Genomic DNA, 21,384 nt, shown 5'->3' with positions numbered 1-21,384 from the left:
GACCCGGCCCCGGGCCGTAGCGGCGCTGCGTGCCCCGCTCCCTCGCCGGAGGGCCCGCAGGGCAGAATGGTGCGGGTCTATCGAAGGAGTACCTGTGGCGATCCGCGTCCTACTGGTCGACGACCAGCCGCTGCTGCGCACCGGCTTCCGGATGATTCTGGAGGCCGAGCAGGATCTCGCGGTGGTCGGTGAGGCCGGGGACGGCCTGCAGGCCCTCGACCAGGTCCGCGCCCTGCAGCCCGACGTCGTGCTGATGGACATCCGGATGCCCAGGATGGACGGCGTCGAGGCGACCCGTCAGATCACCGGGCCCGGCCGCGACGGGCCGGCGAAGGTGCTGGTGCTGACCACCTTCGACCTGGACGAATACGTGGTGGAGGCGCTGCGCGCCGGTGCGAGCGGTTTCCTGCTGAAGGACGCGCCGGCCAATGAGCTGGTCCAGGCGATCCGGGTGGTCGCGGGCGGCGAGGCCATGCTGGCCCCGAGCATCACCCGCCGGCTCCTCGACAAGTACGCGGACCATCTGCCGTCCGGTGAGGACCCGGTCCCCAACACCCTGCACACGCTGACCGAGCGCGAGGTCGAGGTGCTCAAGCTGGTCGCCCGCGGACTGTCCAACGCGGAGATCGCGGCCGACCTCTTCGTCAGCGAGACCACCGTCAAGACGCATGTCGGCCACGTGCTGACGAAGCTGGGGCTGCGCGACCGCGTGCAGGCCGCGGTGTACGCGTACGAGAGCGGCCTGGTGCGCCCCGGCGCCCAGCCGTAGGGCCAGGGGCGGCCGGAGAAGGACTTCCGCCCGGGAACGGTTCGGCCCCGGGCGGATCTGCGGGCCGGGTCGGCTCAGTGTTTGCTGATCTCCCAGAAGCGGAAGACCGTCGAGGCGTCGAGCGTCCACTCGAGCCCCGTGATGCTGTCGCGCGCCACCGCGTACTGCTTGCCCTGCCACAGCGGAATGATCGGCAGGTCGGTCGCCACGATGTCCTGCAGCTCGCTGAAGTCATCGGCCGTGGTGGTCCGGTCGGTCGCTGACGACTCGGCCGGGATGAGATGGTCGATGATCGTCTTGTTGTCGTAGTTGTTGTCCAGCACGTTGCCCTTGCCGAAGAACGGCGCGGTGAAGTTGTCGGGGTCCGGGTAGTCGGGCACCCAGCCCTTCACATAGACGCCGTACTTCCCGGCCGCGATCCCCTTCTCGTACTGGCCGTAGGGCACGGACTTCACCGTGGCGTCGAAGAGCCCGCTGGCGTTGAGCTGCCCGGCGATGGCCTTGAACTCCTCATCGGTGGCAGGTCCATAACGACTGGGCGTGGACCAGAGGGTCAGCTTCACCTTGTCGGTGATGCCGGCGGCGTGCAGCACCTGAGCGGCCTTGCCTGGCTTGGGGCTGTCGCCGTACATGTCGAAGAACGCGGTGCGGTGGGCCGCGATCCCGGCGGGCACGATGGAGTACAGCGGCTCCGCCGTGGACCGGTAGACGTTGGTGACCAGCGCGTTGCGATTGACGAGATAGGCGATCGCCTTGCGCACCGGCAGCTTGCCGGCGACCGGGTCGTTCATGTTGAAGACCAGGTGCTGCACTTCGGCGCTGGAGCCCTCGATGACGTCGATCCCGTTGTCGCCGCTGACCGAGTCCTGGATGGTCTCGATGTCCTTGGCGGTCAGTCCTCGGTAGGCGAGGTCGATGTCGCCCCTCTTGAGCGCGGCTCCCAACGCCTTCTGGTTGTTGTGGAAGAGCTTCATGGTCATGCCGGAGTTCTTGACCTGCGCGGTACCCCGGTAGCGGGAGTTGACCGAGAAGACCGCCTGCTTCTTGTCGTACGAGTCCAGCTTGTAGACGCCGGAGCCGACCGCCTTGCCGTCGGTGCGCAGTTTGTCCATCTTGTACTGCTGGTGGTCCACGATGGAGCCGGCGCCCGAGGCGATCTTGCTGGGGAAGGTGGCGTCGGGGTACTTCAGATGGAAGACGACCGTCCTGGCGTCCGGCGCGTCCACCGTCTTGATCGAGGAGAGCAGGGGCCCCGGCCCCAGCTCGTCATTGATCTTCAGTACCCGGTCGAAGGAGAACTTGACGTCCCGTGAGGTGAGACTGTCGCCGTTGCTGAACGTGAGCCCGCTGCGCAGCGTGCAGCGGTACGTCGTCGATCCCCCGGCCTCGAAGCCGCACTCCTTCGCCGCCTCCGGCTGCGGGGTCGAGCTGCCCTTGGGAAAGCTCATCAGGGACTGGAAGACGTTGTTGAACAGCAGCCATGATCCGGGGTCGTAGCCGGACGCCGGGTCGGTGGCCTGGATCTCGTCGGACATCCCCATGACCACCGGCTTCCCGGTGCCTCCGGCGTCGTCCTGCGTGCCGCAGCCACTGAGCAGCCCGGCGGCCAGTCCTCCGACGAGCAGGACCGGCAGCGACTGGTTACGACGTATCTTCACGCAGGTGCCTCACATCATCCGTGACCAATATCAGCTGACGCCCCGGCCCAGCTCCCAGATCTGCAGGGCGGACGAGCTGCTGAGAGCCCATTCCGCACCGGTCAGGTCATCACGCGCGGCGACATACTGCTTACCCTGCCAGAGCGGCAGTACAGGGACATCATCGGCCACGATGTCCTGGATCTTCTGGAAGGGTGCGGTTGCTGCCGTACGGTCCGCGGCACGCCGGGAGTCGGGGATGTACTTTGTGCGGACGGCTTGGTTCGCGTAGGGGCTGTTGAGGAAGTTCCCCTTACTGAGGAACGGCGCGATGAAGTTGTCCGAGTCGGGGAAGTCCGGGAACCAGCCGAGACCGTAGACCGCGTAGTCACCGTGCAGCTCGGCGGGACGGAATTTTGCCCATGGGGTGCCCTGGATCTTGACGTCGAACAGCCCGGAGGCGTTCAGCTGCTGCTTGAGCAGCGCGAATTCCTTTGCCGTCTCGGGCCCGTAGTGGTCGTTCGTGTAGTGCAGGGTCAACCGCACCTTGCCGTTGATCCCCGCGTTGTGCAGGATCTTGGCCGCCTCGGTCTTGCTGGGGTTGCCGTACTTGTCGAAGAACGAGTTGGTGTGTCCGGCCATACCGGACGGGATCAGCGAGTAGAGCGGCTCGGCCGTGGCGCCGTACACCTCGCTCGCGATCTGACCGCGGTCGACGAGTGCCGACATCGCCTGGCGGACCGCCTTGTTCTTCACCGAGGGGTCATCGGTGTTGAAGCCGAGGTAGCGGATTCCCAGGCCGGGGCTCTCGATGAAGTTGATGTTCTGCGTCGAGCCGGCGGAGAGTTCCTTGATCTGCGACGGCGACAGCGTGCGGGTCATCATGTCGATCTCGCCGGACTTCAGTGCCTTGCCCATCGCGGCGGCATCGCTGAACGTACGGATCTCGACCTTGTCGTTCTGCAGCTTCAAGACCCCCTTGTAGTGGGGGTTCTTGGTGAAAACCGCCTTCTCGAGGCGGTCGTTCTTGACGACCGTCTTGAGGGTGTACGGGCCGGAGCCGTCCACCGCGAAGCCCGGGCGCAGCCGGTTCGGTGCGTAGGTTCCCTTCTCCACGATGCCCGCGGCCGGGGTTGCCAGCTTGTACGGGAAGGTGGCATCCGGTGTCTTGAGATGAAAGACCAGTTCGGTGCCGCTCACCGTCTCGATGGTGTCGATGTTGTCGAACAGACCGGCCGGGCCGTTGCTGTCGTGGATGTGGGTGACGCGGTCCAGGGAGTACTTCACATCGGCGGCTGTCAGCTTGTCGCCGTTGGAGAACTCGAGCCCGCTGCGCAGCTTGCAGCGGTAGCTTTCGTTCTCCGTGTCGGTGAAGCGGCAGTCGGTGGCGGCGTCCGGCACCGGCTGGCCACCGCCGCGGGGAATCTGCAGCAGCGACTGCAGGGCAGGACGCAGGATGTTCCAGGCACCGGTGTCATAGGTATACGCAGGGTCGAAGGGGGCCGGAGCGTCCTTACCGGACACGAAGGTGTCCGTCACACCCACGACGATGGCCTTGCCGCCGCTGTTGCCGCTGTCCGTAGCGCCGCAAGCGGCGAGTACCGGAGCCAGCAGGCCAACCACGGCCGGCAGTACCAAGGTCTTGCGGTTCATTCTGGACGTTCTCCTCATCCGGCACTGGGTTACAGCGGTGTACAAAACTCCGCCGCTGCCGCCCCTCCGCAAGCACTGACGAGCAGGGGATCTCCCCCACCGGGGCGGTGCGATCGGCCGGGTACGGGGCGATCGGTCCGCGGTCCACGGCAGCATGGTTGGCGCCGGGGAACGGAAGTGTGCGGCGAAGTTCTCGGATGAGATTAGTGCGGAACGTCAGGAAAGCTGGACCGGCGGCGACTTCAGGCGTATACACACCATCTTCACGGATAGCAGAGCGTTGGTATCCGAGCACGGCGGAGATTCGCACACTGCCTCACCAAACGGGACAGATGGTGCGTCTCACGCCATCGCAGGGCCCTGCACAGCACGCAGATCCGCCTATGTCGACGCCCCGTCAGGTGATAAAGGTCACGCTGAGTCGTCTTTCGTGGAGCGTGAATCACACGCGCCACGCTCACGAAATAAACACAATTGACGGAGGGTAGTTCACTCCTCCGTCAAACAAACACGCTCGGTACGCACATCAGTGCGTACCGTTGACCAGCTTCCGGAGGAAGCCGAGGTCGACCTGTTCGAGCGATGCGACGACCACCCGGCCGTCCACCGGCGCGATCGGTGCCACGGACGGTACCGCGACCACATGGCAACCGGCAGCCTCGGCGGCCGCCACACCGGTCGCGGTGTCCTCGACGACCGCGCAGCGCGTCGGATCGGCTCCCAGTCCCGCCGCGGCGACCAGGTACGGCTCGGGGTGCGGTTTGGTACGGGCGACTTCGTCGCCGGCCACCGTCAACGCGAAGTTCTCCGGGCCGAGCGATGCCAGTACGCGGTCGATGATGCGCCGGTGCGAGGCGGAGACCAGGGCGGTGGGCACCTGATGGGCGGCCAGCTCGGTGAGCAGCCGGAGGGCCCCGGGCATCAGCGGCACTCCGCGCGCGATCCGGGCCTCGAACCGGTCGTTGAGCAGCACGGTCAGCTCCGGCAGCGTGATGTCCGCGCCGGTCGCCTCGATGAGATAGCCCGCACTGCGGGTCATCGGGCCGCCGACCACGACGTCGCGCCAGCGTTCGTCGAGCCGATGGCCCAGGCTCGCGAAGGCTTCCACCTCGGCGTCCCACCAGAATCCCTCGGTGTCCACCAGTGTGCCGTCCATGTCGAGAAGGACGGCCTGCAGGGCGGAGCCTTCGGCCATACGAGTACTGAGCGCAGGGACCGTACTGGTCATCCGGGCACACCTCCTGGAGGGACGAGAAGGCCGGCCGCCCACCCAGCTGGGGGAGCGACCGGCCTGCACTGGACCGACCAGTGTACGACGTTCCGACGGATTACCGCGCGTTGAAGTACTTCGCCTCCGGGTGATGGATGACGATCGCGTCGGTGGACTGCTCGGGGTGGAGCTGGAACTCCTCGGAGAGGTGCACCCCGATCCGCTCCGGTTCGAGCAGTTCGGCGATCTTCGCTCGGTCCTCCAGATCGGGGCAGGCTCCGTAGCCGAGCGAGAAGCGCGCGCCCCGGTACTTCAGCGCGAACATGTCCGCCACGTCCGAGGGGTCCTCGCCGGCGTAGCCCAGTTCGGCCCGCACCCGGGCGTGCCAGTACTCGGCCAGAGCCTCCGCCAGCTGTACGGACAGGCCGTGCAGTTCGAGGTAGTCACGGTAGGCGTTGGCCGCGAACAGTTCGGCCGTGGTCTCGCCGATCTTCGAGCCCACGGTGACGATCTGAAAGCCGACCACGTCCGTCTGACCGGAGTCCTCGGGGCGGAAGAAGTCGGCCAGGCAGAGCCTGCGGCCACGACGCTGGCGGGGGAAGGTGAAGCGGGTCCGCTCGCTGCCGTCGTCGTTGAGGATGATCAGGTCGTCGCCCTTGGACACGCAGGGGTAGTAGCCGTGCACGACGGCCGCTTCCAGCATGTTCTTGGTGTGCAGCTGGTCCAGCCAGCCGCGCAGCCGCGGGCGGCCCTCGGTCTCCACCAGCTCCTCGTAGCTGGGCCCGTCACCTCGGCGTGCTTCCTTGAGGCCCCACTGGCCCTTGAAGAGTGCGCCCTCGTCCAGCCAGGACGCGTAGTCCTTCAGCGGGATGCCCTTGATGACCCGGCTTCCCCAGAACGGCGGCTCGGGGACCGGGTTGTCGGTGGCGACGTCCGAGCGCACGGAACCCTCCGGCTCGTCGGCCTCGAGCACCGCGGCGGTGGCCCGGGTGGGTACGCGCCGCTGCTTGAGCTCGGGCAGCACGGCCCCCGGTACACCGCGCTTGACCGCGATCAGCGCGTCCATCAGGCGCAGGCCCTCGAACGCGTCGCGGGCGTAGCGGACTTCGCCCTCGTAGATCTCGTGCAGGTCCTGCTCGACGTACGCCCGGGTCAGTGCGGCGCCGCCGAGGATCACCGGGAAGTCGGCGGCCAGCTTGCGCTGGTTGAGCTCCTCCAGGTTCTCCTTCATGATGACGGTCGACTTCACCAGCAGGCCGGACATCCCGATGACATCGGCGCGGTGTTCCTCGGCCGCGTCCAGGATCGCCGATACGGGCTGCTTGATGCCCAGGTTGACCACGTTGTAGCCGTTGTTGGACAGGATGATGTCGACCAGGTTCTTACCGATGTCGTGCACGTCGCCGCGGACGGTGGCCAGCACGATGGTGCCCTTGCCGTCGTCGTCGGTCTTCTCCATGTGCGGTTCCAGATAGGCCACCGCGGTCTTCATCACCTCGGCGGACTGGAGCACGAACGGCAGTTGCATCTGGCCGGAGCCGAACAGCTCGCCGACGACCTTCATCCCGGCCAGCAAGGTCTCGTTGACGATGTCGAGTGCGGGCGTGGTCTGCAACGCCTCGTCGAGATCGGCCTCGAGGCCGTTCTTCTCGCCGTCGATGATCCGGCGCTGGAGGCGCTCGTCGAGCGGAAGGGCGAGCAGTTCCTCGGCCCTGCCCTCCTTCATCGACTTCATGTTGACGCCCTCGAAGAGCTCCATGAGCCGCTGCAGCGGATCGTAGCCCTCCGCACGGCGGTCGTAGATCAGGTCGAGTGCGACCTTGACCTGCTCCTCCTCCAGGCGGGCGATCGGCAGGATCTTGCTGGCGTGCACGATCGCCGAGTCGAGACCGGCCTTGACGCACTCGTCGAGGAAGACGGAGTTGAGCACGACGCGGGCGGCCGGGTTGAGCCCGAAGGAGATGTTGGAGAGGCCCAGCGTGGTCTGCACGTCGGGGTGGCGCTTCTTGAGCTCCCGGATGGCGCCGATGGTGGCGGCTCCGTCACCCCGCGACTCCTCCTGCCCGGTGCAGATGGTGAAGGTCAGGGTGTCGATCAGGATGTCCGACTCGTGGATGCCCCAGTTGCCGGTGAGGTCCTCGATGAGGCGCTCGGCGATGGCGACCTTGTGCTCGACGGTACGGGCCTGGCCCTGCTCGTCGATGGTCAGCGCGATCAGCGCGGCGCCGTGCTCGACCGCCAGCCGGGTCACCTTGACGAAGCGTGACTCGGGTCCGTCGCCGTCCTCGTAGTTGACCGAGTTGAGGACGGCCCGGCCGCCGAGCTTCTCCAGGCCGGCCCGCAGTACGGGCAGTTCGGTGGAGTCCAGCACGATCGGCAGGGTGGAGGCGGTCGCGAAGCGGCCGGCCAGTTCCGCCATGTCGGCCACACCGTCCCGGCCGACGTAGTCGACGCAGAGGTCGAGCAGGTGGGCGCCCTCGCGGATCTGGTCGCGGGCCATCTCCACGCAGTCGTCCCAGCGGCCTTCCAGCATGGCCTCGCGGAACTTCTTGGAACCGTTGGCGTTCGTCCGCTCGCCGATCGCCAGGTACGAGGTGTCCTGGCGGAACGGCACCGTCTGGTAGAGCGACGCGGCGCCCGGCTCGGGGCGCGGCGCGCGCTCGGTGGGGGCGGTGCCCCGGACCCGCTCGACGACCTGGCGCAGGTGCTCGGGCGTCGTACCGCAGCAGCCGCCCACCAGGGACAGGCCGTACTCGCGGACGAAGGTCTCCTGGGCGTCGGCCAGCTGCTCCGGGGAGAGCGGGTAGTGAGCGCCGTCCTTGCCCAGTACCGGGAGGCCCGCATTGGGCATGCAGGAGATCGGGATCCGGGAATGCCGGGCGAGATAGCGCAGATGCTCACTCATCTCGTCGGGACCGGTCGCGCAGTTCAGCCCGATCATGTCGATGCCCAGCGGCTCGAGCGCGGTGAGCGCGGCGCCGATCTCCGAGCCGAGCAGCATGGTGCCGGTGGTCTCCACGGTGACCGAGCAGATCACCGGCAGGTTCGCGCCGGTGGCTTCCAGCGCGCGGCGGGCGCCGATGACGGACGCCTTGGTCTGCAGCAGATCCTGGGTGGTCTCGATGAGCAGCGCGTCCGCACCGCCCGCGATCATGCCCTCGGCGTTCTGCTGGTAGGCGTCCCGGAGCTTGTCGAACGGGGCATGCCCCAGCGTCGGCAGCTTGGTGCCCGGGCCCATCGAGCCCAGTACCCAGCGCTGCTGTCCGGTCGACGCGGTGAACTCGTCGGCCACCTCCCGGGCGATGCGCGCGCCGGACTCGGAGAGCTCGAAGACCCGCTCGGGAATGTCGTACTCCCCCAGGGCCGCGAAATTCGCGCCGAAGGTGTTCGTCTCCACGCAGTCGACGCCGACCGCGAAGTACTCCTGATGGACCGAGCGGACGATGTCCGGCCTGGTCACATTGAGGATCTCGTTGCAGCCCTCGAGGTTCTGGAAGTCGTCAAGGGTGGGATCCTGCGCCTGGAGCATGGTGCCCATGGCACCGTCGGCCACCACCACACGGCTGGCGAGCGCCTCACGGAGGGCGTCCGCCCTGGTCCGGCTGTCAGGGGAAGGGGTCGGCAACGAGGCCATGGAATGTACTCCCTGGGATGCGACGGCTGTCGGCTTTGCACCGTCCGGCAGGATGGCGCACCCGGCCAGGGTAACGGGGACAGCGTCCTGGCGGCGCGGCGTCCCACGGGGCGGACGGGCCGGAAACCGGAGCAGGGGGTCCCTCCGGGTGCTCGCAGTCGACACTCCGGGTGACACTGGTCGGCATCGGCCGATAGTGTTCAGCATTGTCGAACAGCGTGGAGGGTGGCCGGCGATGGCTAAGAACATTCAGTCCCTGGAACGGGCGGCCGCGATGCTGCGGCTGCTCGCGGGCGGCGAGCGCCGGCTCGGTCTTTCCGACATCGCCTCCTCGCTCGACCTGGCCAAAGGCACCGCCCACGGCATTCTGCGCACCCTGCAGCACGAGGGCTTCGTCGAACAGGATCCGGCTTCCGGCCGCTATCAGCTGGGGGCGGAGCTGCTGCGGCTGGGCAACAGCTATCTCGACGTGCACGAGCTGCGCGCCCGCGCGCTCGTCTGGACCGACGACCTGGCCCGTTCCAGCGGCGAGAGCGTCTATCTGGGCGTCCTGCACCAGCACGGCGTACTCATCGTGCACCACGTCTTCCGGCCGGACGACAGCCGCCAGGTGCTGGAGGTAGGCGCCATGCAGCCGCTGCACTCCAGCGCCCTGGGCAAAGTGATCTCGGCGTTCGATCCGGTGGCGCACAGCGAGGTCCTGGAGACCGAACGCAAGACCTTCACCGCCCGCACCGTCTGTGAACCCGAGGCGTTCGAGTCCGTGCTCGACCTCACCAGGGCGCGCGGCTGGGCCGCGGATGTCGAGGAGACATGGGAGGGCGTGGCCTCGGTGGCCGCCCCCATCCACGACCGGCGCAGGATGCCGGTCGGCGCCGTCGCCGTGACCGGCGCGGTCGAGCGGGTCTGCCGGGACGGCGAGCTGCGCACCGAACTGGTCGCCGCGGTGCGGGACTGCGCCCGTTCCGTCTCGCGCGACCTGGGCGCAAGCCGCTTCTGACCCGCTCGCCGACCGACCTCTGGCCCGGCCGTTGCGAACCGTAACCGAGATTCCCGCCACAGACCCTTGACGTTCCCTGACCGTGAGGCAAAACTGCCGTTCATCGGTCGGCATTGTCGAACACCTACCGGAATTTCGCGTTAGGGTGTGACAGCGCCCAAGGGCCGGTTACGCCCTCACCTGAGGGCGCGGACAACCGGAGGAAACCGGTGTCCGGCTTCCCCTGGACGAAGGACAAAGGAGTCGCGGGTGTCCAGCTCCGACATCTTCATCGGCGAGACCATCGGCACCGCCGTGCTCGTACTGCTCGGCGGCGGTGTCTGCGCCGCCATCACACTCAAGTACTCCAAGGCCAAGGACGCGGGATGGCTCGCCATCACGTTCGGCTGGGGGTTCGCCGTACTGACCGCCGCCTACCTGGCGGGTGGCGTCTCCGGCGCGCAGCTCAATCCGGCCGTCACCATCGGTCTCGCCATCGAGGGCGGGACCAAGTGGAGCGACGTGCCGCTCTACCTCGTCTCCGAACTGTTCGGCGCGATGATCGGCGCGGTGCTGGTCTGGGCCGCGTACTACGGCCACTTCCAGGCCCACCTGACCGACCCGGAAATAGTTGAGCAGCATTCGGCCAATCCGGGTCTCGTCGACCAGAAGCGGACCTCGAGCCCGGGCCCGGTCGGCGGGGTGTTCTTCACCGCGCCGGAGATCCGTAACGTCGTGCAGAACCTGACCACCGAGATCATCGGCACTTTCGTGCTGGTCCTGGCGATCCTCACGCAGGGCCTGAACAACAAGGGCGACGGCCTGGGCGCCGTCGGCGCGCTGATCACCGCACTGGTCGTCGTCTCCATCGGCCTGTCCCTCGGTGGGCCGACCGGTTACGCCATCAACCCGGTGCGCGACCTCGGCCCGCGCATCGTTCACGCCCTGCTGCCGCTGCCCAACAAGGGCGGCTCGGACTGGAGCTACGCGTGGATACCGATCGCCGGCCCGCTGATCGGGGGCGCGCTGGCAGGTGGGCTCTACAATCTCGCCTTCGCATGAGCCCCTGCCTAGTACTCGGTACCGACGACCACTCCCCCTCGGAATTCGGAGCACACCGTGACCACTGACGCTCACATCACCGGGCCGTTCATCGCGGCCATCGACCAGGGCACCACATCCAGCCGCTGCATCGTCTTCGACAAGGACGGCCGGATCGTCGCGGTCGACCAGAAGGAGCACGAGCAGATCTTCCCGAAGCCGGGATGGGTCGAGCACGACGCGGCCGAGATCTGGACCAATGTCCAGGAGGTCGTGGACGGCGCCGTCGAGAAGGCCGGTATCACCGCCGACGACGTCAAGGCGATCGGCATCACCAACCAGCGCGAGACCACTCTGCTCTGGGACAAGCACACCGGTGAGCCCGTCCACAACGCCCTCGTCTGGCAGGACACCCGCACCGACGCCCTCTGCCGCGATCTCGGCCGCAACGTCGGGCAGGACCGCTTCCGGCGGGAGACCGGCCTGCCGCTCGCCTCGTATTTCGCCGGCCCGAAGATCCGCTGGCTGCTGGACAACGTCGACGGTCTGCGCGAGCGCGCCGAGGCCGGCGACATCCTCTTCGGCACCATGGACTCCTGGGTCATCTGGAACCTCACCGGCGGAGTGAACGGCGGCGTCCATGTCACCGACGTCACCAACGCCTCCCGCACGCTGCTGATGAACCTGCACCGGATGGAGTGGGACGAGAAGATCCTCGCCTCCATCGGTATTCCGGCCGCCGCGCTGCCGGAGATCCGCTCCTCCGCCGAGGTGTACGGCACGGCCGCGAGCGGCCGCCTGGCCGGTGTACCGGTCGCCTCCGCGCTCGGTGACCAGCAGGCGGCGCTGTTCGGCCAGACCTGTTTCTCCGAGGGTGAGGCCAAGTCCACCTACGGCACCGGCACCTTCATGCTGATGAACACCGGCGAGACCCCCGTCAATTCGTACAACGGCCTGCTCACCACGGTCGGTTACCGGATCGGCGACCAGAAGCCGGTGTACGCCCTGGAAGGGTCGATCGCCGTCACCGGTTCGCTCGTCCAGTGGCTGCGCGACCAGATGGGAATCATCAACAGCGCGGCCGAGGTGGAGACCCTGGCGTCCTCCGTCGAGGACAACGGCGGCGCGTACTTCGTCCCCGCCTTCTCCGGTCTGTTCGCCCCCTACTGGCGGCCGGACGCGCGGGGTGTGATCGCCGGTCTGACGCGTTACGTCACCAAGGCGCACATCGCCCGGGCCGTGCTCGAGGCGACGGCCTGGCAGACCCGCGAGATCAGTGACGCCATGACCAAGGATTCCGGGGTCGAACTGACCGCGCTCAAGGTCGACGGCGGAATGACCTCCAACAACCTGCTGATGCAGACCCTCTCCGACTTCCTGGACGCACCGGTGGTGCGGCCCATGGTGGCCGAGACGACCTGCCTCGGCGCCGCCTACGCCGCCGGGCTCGCCGTCGGCTTCTGGCCGGACACCGACGCGCTGCGCGCCAACTGGCGCAGGGCCGCCGAGTGGACACCGCACATGGACGCGGACATCCGCGACCGCGAGTACAAGAACTGGCTCAAGGCCGTCCAGCGGACCATGAGCTGGCTCGAAGACGAGGAGTAACACACATGACCACCCTGCAGAGCGTCCCGGCCATCGGGACGCACCCGGCCTCCGGCTCCACCGCCTCGTCTTCCGAGGTGTCGTCCTTCAAGGCAGTGAGCCGCGCCGAGACTCGGGAGCAGCTTTCCACGGCGACGTACGACCTCCTGGTGATCGGCGGCGGCATTCTGGGCATCTCCACCGCCTGGCATGCCGCGCAGTCCGGGCTGCGGGTGGCCCTGGTGGACGCCGGTGACTTCGCCGGCGCCACTTCGTCCGCTTCCTCCAAGCTGCTCCACGGCGGCCTGCGGTACCTCCAGACGGGCGCCGTGAAGCTGGTCGCCGAGAACCACTTCGAGCGCCGTGCGGTCTCCCGGGACGTCGCTCCCCACCTGGCCAATCCGCTGACCTTCTACCTGCCGGTGTACAAGGGCGGCCCGCACGGCGCCGCCAAACTCGGCGCCGGTGTCTTCGCCTACTCGGCGCTCTCCGCCTTCGGAGACGGAGTCGGCCATGTCATATCGCCGTCCCGGGCCCGTCAGGACGTGCCCGAGCTGCGTACCGACAATCTGAAGGCCGTCGCCGTCTACGGCGACGACCAGATGAACGACGCGCGGATGGCTCTGATGACGGTGCGCGCGGCCGTCGAGTCCGGCGCCACGGTGCTCAATCACGCGAAGGTGACCGGGCTGCGCTTCACGCACGGCAGGGTGACGGGCGCGGAGCTGGAGGACAGCCTGGACGGAGCCGAGTTCGGGGTCAGCGCCCGGCTGGTGCTCAATGCGACCGGGCCGTGGGTGGATCACCTGCGCAAGCTGGAGGACCCGGAAGCGGCGCCCTCCATCCGTCTCTCCAAGGGCGCGCACCTGGTACTCAAGCGCACTTCGCCCTGGCGTGCCGCGCTGGCCACCCCGATCGACAAGTACCGGATCACCTTCGCCCTCCCCTGGGAGGACCAGCTGCTGCTCGGTACGACCGACGAGGAGTACGAGGGTGACCCGGCGGACGTCCGGGTCACCGAGAAGGACATCGCCCAGATCCTGGACGAGGCCGCCTTCTCGGTCCGCGACCAGCAGCTGTCGCGTGACCTGATCACCTACTCGTTCGCGGGGCTGCGGGTGCTGCCCGGTGGCCCGGGTGACACCTCGAAGGCCAAGCGGGAGACCGTCGTCACCGAAGGACGCGGCGGGATGCTGTCGGTGGCCGGCGGCAAGTGGACGACCTTCCGGCACATCGGCCGGACCGTGATGAGCAAGCTCGCCGAGCTGCCCGGCCATCCGCTCGGGGAGGACATGGAGCCGCTCTCGCGCCTGCCGAAGAAGCAGCCGCTGCCCGGTATCGCCAACCCGAACGCGGTCGCGCACCGGCTCCTGGTCGACGGTGGCACGCCCGGTCCGCGGATGGCCGCGGACACCGCACGCCATCTGGCCACGCACTACGGCTCGCTCTCCTTCGACATCGCCCGGCTCGCCGCCGCGGACCCGGCGCTGTCGGCCCGGATCCACCCGGACGCCCCGGAGATCTGGGCGCAGGTCGTCTATGCCCGGGACCACGAGTGGGCCGAGACGGCGGACGACGTGCTGCGCCGCCGTACCACGCTGACCATCCGCGGACTGGCGACGGACGAGGTGAGGGCCGGAGTCGAGGACGTGCTCGGCAACCGCTGAGACCGTACGAGCGCGGCACGGGTGCGGGGCGGCTTCCCCGGGGAAGCCGCCCCGCACCCGCACCCGTGTCCGGTTCCGGTTCCGGTTCCGGTTCCGGTTCCAGCATCGGTTCCGGTCAGGGCGAGACCTCTTCGAGCCGCCGGCCGGCCGTCTCGTCCGCGCCGATCGCCGCGACGACCGCGCCGGCCACGGCCACCGCGCCGAGCACCACGAACACCGGCGAGACACGGCCGCCCGCATACACCATGCCGACCACGATAGGGCCGAGGATGACCCCGAGCCGGTTCAGCGCGCCGCCGACACTGCTGCCCAGGGCCCGCATCCGGGTCGGGAAGAGTTCCGGCGTGTAGAGGTAGAGGCAGATGTTGGAGCCGAAGAGGAAGACCGCGGCGAGGGACGTCCACACCAGCACCTGTACCGGCGTGTGCGCCCCGAGGCAGGCGAGCACCAGCAGCATCACCGCGGACCCGGCGAGAGAGAGGGTGATGACGCGCCTGCGCCCGGCGCGGTCCACGGTGAGCGCCACGGCCAGACAGCCGATGAGCCCGGCGCAGGACGTCACGGTCGAATAGAGCAGGGCATCGGAGAGCGACAGATCGTAGCGGTTGCGGTAGATGGTGGGCAGCCACGAGGTGATGCCGTAATTGACGAAGTAGCCGGTGAACCAGAGCGCGCCGACCACCAGGGTGCGGCGGCGGTAGCGGCCGCTGAACAGGCCCCGCAGACCGCTGGTGGCCTGCCCCGGAGCCGCCCCCGCCACAGGCCCGGGGTCGGCGGGCAGGGCGGGGACCGGCGGAAGCGGCTTGCCGGTGACCCGTTCGACCGCGCCCTCGATCTCCGACATCACGCGGGCCGCCTCCTCGGTCCTGCCGTGTTCGGCCAGCCAGCGCGGCGATTCGGGTACCGCGCGCTGGACCAGCACACAGAGCACGCCCGGCACGGCGGCGATGACGTACATCCAGCGCCAGCCGAGCAGCGGCACCACCCAGGCGGCGACGAGCGCGCCCACGGTGAGTCCGGCCGGAAAGACCAGTTCGTACAGCAGGACGAAGCGGCCACGCCGGTGACTGCGGGTGATCTCCGCGATGAAGGTGGCGGCCACCGGGACCTCGCCGCCGATGGCGAGCCCCTGGACGAAGCGCACCGCCATGAAGGAGTCGGGCGATGCGGTGACGGCCAGCACCAGATTGGCCAGGCTGGACAGCGCGACGCACCATGCGATGACCTTGACCCGCCCGATCCGGTCGGCCAGCCGGCCCGAGAGCAGTGCGCCGACCAGCATGCCGACCGAGCCGACGGTGAGCAGCAGTGTGCTGGCCGACGTGGTCAGGTGCCACTCGCGGCGCAGATCGGGCAGGGCGTAGGCGATCAGAAGCTGGTCGAACGCTTCGAAGAAGGTGACGGCGCCCACGATGAGGCGGACGGTGACATGCCAGCGGCACAGCGGAAGCCGTTCGAAGCGGGCGGCCACAGCCGCCCGGACGGCAGGGTCCGGGGAAACGTCGATCGTCATGCAGGGTCCTCCGACTCCGCAGCTGTGTGGCGAGACGATGGCGTGGGGGTACGCGATGTCCCGCAGGGGTCTGACGACACCCGGACAATGAAGCGCGTTAGGACAAAGTTTCTTAGCGCTTAAGTTGTATCCCTTACTCACCCGAGCCCGTCAAGGGTCTCCGCAGGGAAAATCCTCAAACCTCGGGGGCTTGCGCCGAGATAGTTAAGCCCTTAGATTTCAAGCACCTACTCAGGTTTTCCTTCGTCCCGGCTCAGTCAGGAGGTCTCGCATGCTCTCGTTCCCCGCCGCGGATGTGCCCGACGAAGCACTTGTCGCGGGCAGTTGGCGGCGTGGCGCCGGCGCCCCGGTCGAGACGGTCGACCCGGCGACCGGTCTGGCCATCGCCACCGTGCACGCGGTGACCGTCGAGGAGGTCGCCGAAGCGGCCGAAGGCGCGGCCCGCGCGGCTGCCGACCCCGGCTGGCGCTCCCTGCTCCCGCACCGGCGCGCCCGGCTGCTGCACCGGATCGCCGATCTGATCGAGGAGGCGGCGGAACGGCTGGCCGCGCTCCAGACCGCCGACACCGGCAAGGCGCTCACCGAGACCCGCGCCCTGGTGGCCAGTGCGGCAGCCACCTTCCGCTACACGGCGGCCGCGCTGGAGACCGCCGAGGAGTCGATCACCCCCTCGCGCGGTGACTACCTCACCATGAGCGTCTTCGAGCCGATGGGCGTGGTCGGTGCGATCAACCCGTGGAACTCGCCGGTCGCCAGCGACGCACAGAAGCTGGCCCCCGCACTCGCCGCCGGCAACGCGGTACTGCTCAAACCGGCCGAGTGGACCCCGCTGGTGTCGCTGGCGCTGGGCCGCCTGATCACCCGCGCCCTGGCAGAACTGCGGCTGCCTCCCGGGCTGCTCTCGGTGCTGCCCGGACGCGGCAGCGTGGTGGGCGACGCCATCGTGCGCAGCCCACACGTCGGCAAGGTGACCTTCACCGGCGGCACCACCACCGGGCGCACCATCGCGCACACGGCCGCGGACAAGATGATGCCGGTGTCACTGGAACTCGGCGGCAAATCACCGACGATCGTGCTCGCCGACGCGGACACCGAACAGGCCCTGGCCGGAGTGATGTTCGGCGTCTTCTCGTCCAGCGGCCAGTCCTGCATCGCGGGTTCACGGCTCTTCGTGGCGCGTGAGCGTTACGACGCCTTCGTCGGCGAACTCGTCGCCAGGGTGCGGAAGCTGCGGGTCGGCCCCGGTACGTCACCCGACACCCAGGTGGCACCACTGGTGCACCACCGCCACCGGGACTCCGTCGCCGCATACGTCGACCTGGCGCGTACCGAGGGGGCGCGGGTGCTGTGCGGAGGATCGGCGCCCGAGGGCGACGCCTACCGCGACGGTGCCTACTACCTGCCGACCGTCCTGGACGGCCTCGACAACTCCTCACGCACCTGTCAGGAGGAGGTCTTCGGCCCGGTCCTCGTCGCCCTGCCCTTCGACGACGAGGACGACCTCGTCCGGATGGCCAACGACTCGGTCTACGGCCTGGCCTGCGGGATCTGGACCCGCGACCACCGGGCCGCCTGGCGGATCGCCCGCCGCGTCGACGCGGGCACCGTCTGGATCAACACCTACAAGCAGTTCAGCATCGCCACGCCGTTCGGCGGCCTCAAGGACAGTGGGCTCGGCCGGGAGAAGGGCCGCGACGGCATTCGCGCCTACCAGCGCCAGAAGTCCCTGTACTGGGGCACATCGGACGCCCCGCTCCCCTGGGCCAACTGACCCGTCTGGAGAAGTACCCGTGAACCGACCACCCATCGCCCGGCTGCGTTCCCTCCGCTGCGTCGAGCTGTTCACCCCCGCCTTCGCCGAGGCCGCCGACTTCTACCAGGAGGTCTGGGGCCTGGAGAGTGTGGAGTCCGAGTCCGGTGCGCACTGGCTGCGCGGCACTGGCACCGAGCACCATGTCCTGCAGCTGACCCGCGCGGAGCGCACCGGTCTCGGCAGGATCTCCTTCGCCGTCGCCACGCCGGCCGAGGTCGACGAGGCCGCGCGGCGGCTGCTGGCCAGAAGTATCACGCCGGTCGCCGGACCGGGGCCGCTGCACCAGGTGGGCGGCGGATACGGGCTGCGTTTCACCGACCCCGAGCACCGGCTGATCGAGATCAGTGCGCAGACCGAGGCGGTCGCGCCCCGCGGGCGGGACGGTTCGGTGCCGGTCGGTGTCACGCACGCCGTGCTGAACACCACGGACATCGACTCCGCCGTCGCCTTCTACTGCGATGTGCTGGGCCTGCGGGTCTCCGACTGGTCGGAGCACCGGATGGCGTTCCTGCGCTGCAACTCCGATCACCACTGCATCGCCTTCAACCAGGCCGAGTGGGCCTCTCTGAACCACGTGGCCTATGAGATGAGTTCGGTCGACCACTTCATGCGGGGTCTCGGCCGGCTGCGTCATCACGGCATCACCCCGCAGTGGGGCCCCGGCCGGCACGGCCCCGGTGACAACACCTTCTCGTACTTCACCGACCCCTCGGGGCTGGTGTGCGAGTACACGTCCGAGGTCGCCCAGATCGTCGAGGACGCCTGGATCGCGCGGGTGTGGCGGCGGGTGCCGGAGCTTTCCGACCTGTGGGGCACGGCCGGGCCGCCGTCCGCGGAGATCCGCGGTCACATGGCGGGCGCTCCCGATCCGGGGCCGCTCGGCGGTGGCGCCGACAGCCCGGCGGCCGTGCCCGGACCGGCGCCCGTCGGCTCCCCGGTTCCGCACGCATCACAGGAGGTGGTGGCATGACCCGCAAGGTGGGACTCGTCGGCTGGGGAGCGATCGGGCGGGTGGTGGGCGGCGCGCTGGCCGAAGGCGCCGTCGACGGAGCCGAGTTGGTCTGCATCGTGGACAACCGGGCGATCGGCAAGGCCCCGGCCCCGCAGCTGACCTTCGAGGAGGCGCTGGAGCGCTGCGACCTGATCGTGGAAGCGGCCGGCCAGGGAGTGGTCCGGGAGCGGGCCGAGCGCATTCTGGCCTCCGGCACCGACCTGCTGATCGCCTCGACCGGAGCCCTCACCGACGAGGACCTGGCCAAGCGGCTGCTCGGCGCGGGGCCCGGCCGGGTGTACTTCACCTCGGGCGCCGTCGGCGGGCTGGACCTGCTGCAGGCCGTCCGCGGTCTCGGACCGCTGACCGACGTACGGCTCACCACCACCAAGCTGCCCGCCACCCTCGAGCAGCCCTGGATGGACGAGGCGCTGCTGGCCAGGCTGCGGTCGGCGACCGGGCCGGTCGAGGTCATGTCGGGCACCGCGCGCGACGTCCCGGTGAAGTTCCCCAAGTCCACCAATGTGGCCGCCTCGGTGGCCCTGGCGATCGGGGACCTGGACGCCGTACGGGTCAGGGTGGTCGCCGACCCGGAGGCGCACCGCACCCGCCATCTGATCGAGGCGGCCGGACCGCACGGCAGCTACCGCTTCGAGGTAGCCCATCGGCCCGACCCGTCGAATCCGGCCACCAGCCAGGTCGTGCCCTACGCGGTGCTGCGCAGCCTCGGGGCCATCGCCGGCCGGACGGGGCAGATCCTGTGACCGCGGCAGTGCACGTGGAGCAGGCGGGCACGGACGGACCCCTGCTGCTCTGCCTGCACGGCATCGGCTCGTCGTCCGCCGCGTTCGCCCCGCAGTTCGCCGGGCTGTCGGCCTACGTCCGGGTTCTGGCCTGGGACGCGCCGGGTTACGCCCGGTCCGCCGACCCGGCGGGTCCGATGACGCTGGACGACTACGCGGACGCCGCCGCGGCGCTCATCGAGGAGCGCGGGGGCCGGGCCCATGTGCTGGGCGTGTCCTGGGGTGGTGTGACCGCCCTGCGCCTCGCCACCCGCCACCCGGAACTCGTCGACTCACTGATCATCGCCGACTCCAGCCCCGGTTCCGGAACGGATCCGGCGAAGGCCGCGGCCATGCGGCAACGGGCCGCGGAACTCGCCGAGTCCGGCCCGCGTGCCTTCGCCGAACGGCGCGGTCACCGGCTGGTCTCCCCCGGTGCACCGGCCGAACTGGTCCAGCGCATCGTCGACACCATGGCCGGCGCCGTCAGACTGCCCGGTTACGGCTGGGCGGCCGAGGCGATGGCATCGGCTGATCTACGGGCCGAACTCGCCGATGTCACCGCCCCGGCGCTCGTCCTCTGCGGCGACCAGGACACGGTCACCGGCACCGAGGCGAGCCAGACCATCGCGGGATCCCTCCACAAGTCCGCCTACGTGATCGTCAAGGACGCCGGTCACCTGGCCAACCAGGAGCAGCCCGGGGCCTTCAACGCCTGGGTGCTGTCCCACCTCCGCATCACCGCCCAGATCCCCGAGTAACCAGTCGGTTCCGTACCGGTCGGTTCCGCACCGGTCGGTTCCGCAACAGAAGGAACAGAAGGAGCACATCATGCCTGTCAGCACCACCGAGTACGACAACGGCGGGGACCTCGCCCGGTACACCGACGCACTGATCGCGACGAAGGGCTCCCGGGAGCCCGACTGGGACACCCTCGCCTTCCAGACGAAGGCCGGTGACCAGTACCGCCGCGCCCAGATCCGCTACGTCGGCTCCGGCGCCACCGGCAACCACGACGGCGACAACCGGATCCTGCCGTCCGGTGGCTTCACCTTCTCCAACATGCTGCTGCCGCCCGGGGCCGAGGGCCCCGAGCACACCCACCACGATGTCGAGGAGGCGTTCTTCGTCCTGGAGGGCAAGGTCCGCGTCGGCATCCACCGCGGCGACAACGAGTCGGAGTACCGCACCCTCGGCTACCGCGACATGATCGTGGTGCCGGCCGGGGTGGCCCGTTCGCTGAAGAACGAGGGCGACACCGACGCGCTGTTCTGTGTGGTGATCGGCACTCAGAAGCCGCAGGTTCCGACCTACCCCGAGCACTCGCCGATGCACGGCGTGACCCGCGACTGATGCGCACTGTCGTTATCACCGGCGCCGGCCGTGGCCTGGGACTGGCCATGGCCCGCCGGGCGGGCGCCGACGGATTCCGGGTGGTGGTCGCCGAAGTGGACCGGGCGCGCGGCGAGTCGGCCGCCGACGAGCTGCGCCAGGAGGGCATCGACGCCCACTTCGTGGGCTGCGACGTGGCCGACCCCGGCTCGGTCGACAGCCTGGCGGCGCGGGTCGCGGAGCTCGGTCCGCTGCACGGACTCGTGAACAACGCGGCACTCGCCAACGGCGTGGGCGGCAAGGAGTTCCAGGACATCACGGTGGCCGAGTGGGACCGCCTCATGGTGGTGAACGCCCGCTCGCCCTGGCTGGTCTCCCGGGCGCTGCTGCCCCAGCTGCTGGCCCACGGCAGCGGTGGACGCATCGTCCATGTCGCCTCGGACGCCGCCCTCTACGGCTCGGTGCGGCTCGCCCACTACGTCACGTCGAAGGGCGCCGTGATCGCCCTCACCCGGGCCATGGCCCGTGAACTCGGCGACCGGGGCATCACCGTGAACGCGGTGGCACCCGGGATCACCGAAGGCGAGGCGACCGAGTCGGTACCCGCCGAGCGGCATGAGCTGTACCGCAGCAACCGGGCCATCTCGCGCCCCCAGCAGCCCGACGACCTTCTGGGGCTCGTCGCGTTCCTGCTGAGCGAGGAGTCCCGTTATCTCACCGGACAGGTGATCGCCGTCAACGGCGGCTTCACCATGAACTGAACCACGGAGCAACCG

The 21,384-nt window shown here is 69.0% G+C and carries 16 protein-coding genes; 11 read left to right on the top strand and 5 right to left on the bottom strand.

Going from position 1 to position 21,384, the window contains the following annotated elements; genetic code table 11:
* The first annotated feature begins 94 nt into the window (after window positions 1–94).
* The gene (locus tag AB0M87_RS18860) at window positions 95–769 is read left to right on the top strand and encodes a response regulator transcription factor (protein WP_365854240.1); all 675 of its coding nucleotides are present in this window, start codon (window positions 95–97) and stop codon (window positions 767–769) included.
* Window positions 770–843: 74 nt separating this feature from the next.
* Here AB0M87_RS18860 and AB0M87_RS18855 read toward each other — a convergent pair whose 3' ends face one another.
* The 4 genes from AB0M87_RS18855 to metH form a co-directional block, all read right to left on the bottom strand.
* On the bottom strand, window positions 844–2,427 hold the full coding sequence (locus tag AB0M87_RS18855) for an ABC transporter substrate-binding protein (RefSeq protein ID WP_365854237.1): 1,584 nt from the start codon (window positions 2,425–2,427) through the stop codon (window positions 844–846).
* Between the two features lie 30 nt (window positions 2,428–2,457).
* Window positions 2,458–4,059, bottom strand: a complete 1,602-nt coding sequence (locus AB0M87_RS18850; RefSeq protein ID WP_365854235.1) for an ABC transporter substrate-binding protein — start codon at window positions 4,057–4,059, stop codon at window positions 2,458–2,460.
* Window positions 4,060–4,585: 526 nt separating this feature from the next.
* Window positions 4,586–5,287: an HAD family phosphatase gene (locus AB0M87_RS18845; protein ID WP_365854232.1), complete on the bottom strand. Its 702-nt coding sequence runs from the start codon at window positions 5,285–5,287 to the stop codon at window positions 4,586–4,588.
* Window positions 5,288–5,387: 100 nt separating this feature from the next.
* Entirely contained in the window at window positions 5,388–8,903 is a 3,516-nt protein-coding gene (gene metH / locus AB0M87_RS18840) for a methionine synthase (RefSeq protein ID WP_365854230.1), read from the bottom strand.
* Between the two features lie 235 nt (window positions 8,904–9,138).
* On the opposite strand from metH, the gene AB0M87_RS18835 reads away from it, so the two are divergent.
* The 4 genes from AB0M87_RS18835 to AB0M87_RS18820 all read left to right on the top strand — a co-directional run bounded on the left by AB0M87_RS18835 (window position 9,139) and on the right by AB0M87_RS18820 (window position 14,177).
* A complete protein-coding gene (locus tag AB0M87_RS18835; RefSeq protein WP_365854228.1) occupies window positions 9,139–9,903 on the top strand; it encodes an IclR family transcriptional regulator in 765 nt (254 codons plus the stop codon).
* A 249-nt stretch (window positions 9,904–10,152) separates the two neighbouring features.
* Window positions 10,153–10,944: an MIP/aquaporin family protein gene (locus AB0M87_RS18830; RefSeq protein WP_365854226.1), complete on the top strand. Its 792-nt coding sequence runs from the start codon at window positions 10,153–10,155 to the stop codon at window positions 10,942–10,944.
* A 57-nt stretch (window positions 10,945–11,001) separates the two neighbouring features.
* A complete protein-coding gene (glpK, locus tag AB0M87_RS18825) occupies window positions 11,002–12,531 on the top strand; it encodes a glycerol kinase GlpK (RefSeq protein WP_365854224.1) in 1,530 nt (509 codons plus the stop codon).
* Between the two features lie 5 nt (window positions 12,532–12,536).
* The gene (locus tag AB0M87_RS18820) at window positions 12,537–14,177 is read left to right on the top strand and encodes a glycerol-3-phosphate dehydrogenase/oxidase (RefSeq protein WP_365854222.1); all 1,641 of its coding nucleotides are present in this window, start codon (window positions 12,537–12,539) and stop codon (window positions 14,175–14,177) included.
* Window positions 14,178–14,292: 115 nt separating this feature from the next.
* On the opposite strand, the gene AB0M87_RS18815 is transcribed toward AB0M87_RS18820, so the two are convergent.
* On the bottom strand, window positions 14,293–15,690 hold the full coding sequence (locus AB0M87_RS18815) for an MFS transporter (RefSeq protein ID WP_365854220.1): 1,398 nt from the start codon (window positions 15,688–15,690) through the stop codon (window positions 14,293–14,295).
* A 271-nt stretch (window positions 15,691–15,961) separates the two neighbouring features.
* Between AB0M87_RS18815 and AB0M87_RS18810 the strand changes: the two genes are divergently transcribed.
* From AB0M87_RS18810 to AB0M87_RS18785, 6 genes are all read left to right on the top strand, one after another.
* The gene (locus AB0M87_RS18810) at window positions 15,962–17,461 is read left to right on the top strand and encodes an aldehyde dehydrogenase family protein (RefSeq protein WP_365854218.1); all 1,500 of its coding nucleotides are present in this window, start codon (window positions 15,962–15,964) and stop codon (window positions 17,459–17,461) included.
* Window positions 17,462–17,480: 19 nt separating this feature from the next.
* Entirely contained in the window at window positions 17,481–18,473 is a 993-nt protein-coding gene (locus AB0M87_RS18805) for a VOC family protein (RefSeq protein ID WP_365854216.1), read from the top strand.
* Window positions 18,470–19,258 (top strand): aspartate dehydrogenase domain-containing protein, encoded by a 789-nt coding sequence (locus AB0M87_RS18800; protein ID WP_365854214.1) that lies wholly within the window; start codon window positions 18,470–18,472, stop codon window positions 19,256–19,258. Before AB0M87_RS18805 ends, AB0M87_RS18800 begins: the two co-directional genes overlap by 4 nt.
* A complete protein-coding gene (locus AB0M87_RS18795; protein ID WP_365854212.1) occupies window positions 19,255–20,037 on the top strand; it encodes an alpha/beta fold hydrolase in 783 nt (260 codons plus the stop codon). Before AB0M87_RS18800 ends, AB0M87_RS18795 begins: the two co-directional genes overlap by 4 nt.
* Before the next feature lie 70 nt (window positions 20,038–20,107).
* Complete coding sequence (locus AB0M87_RS18790) at window positions 20,108–20,629, top strand: cupin domain-containing protein (protein ID WP_365854210.1); 522 nt, start codon at window positions 20,108–20,110, stop codon at window positions 20,627–20,629.
* Window positions 20,629–21,369, top strand: a complete 741-nt coding sequence (locus tag AB0M87_RS18785; protein ID WP_365854208.1) for an SDR family oxidoreductase — start codon at window positions 20,629–20,631, stop codon at window positions 21,367–21,369. Before AB0M87_RS18790 ends, AB0M87_RS18785 begins: the two co-directional genes overlap by 1 nt.
* The last annotated feature ends 15 nt before the right edge of the window (window positions 21,370–21,384 follow it).

Origin of the sequence: Streptomyces sp. NPDC051320, from assembly GCF_040682175.1 — a bacterium.
Taxonomy (GTDB): Bacteria; Actinomycetota; Actinomycetes; order Streptomycetales; family Streptomycetaceae; genus Streptomyces.
Note: the sequence above shows the minus strand (reverse complement) of the source record. Positions and strands in the feature narration are given on the sequence as shown.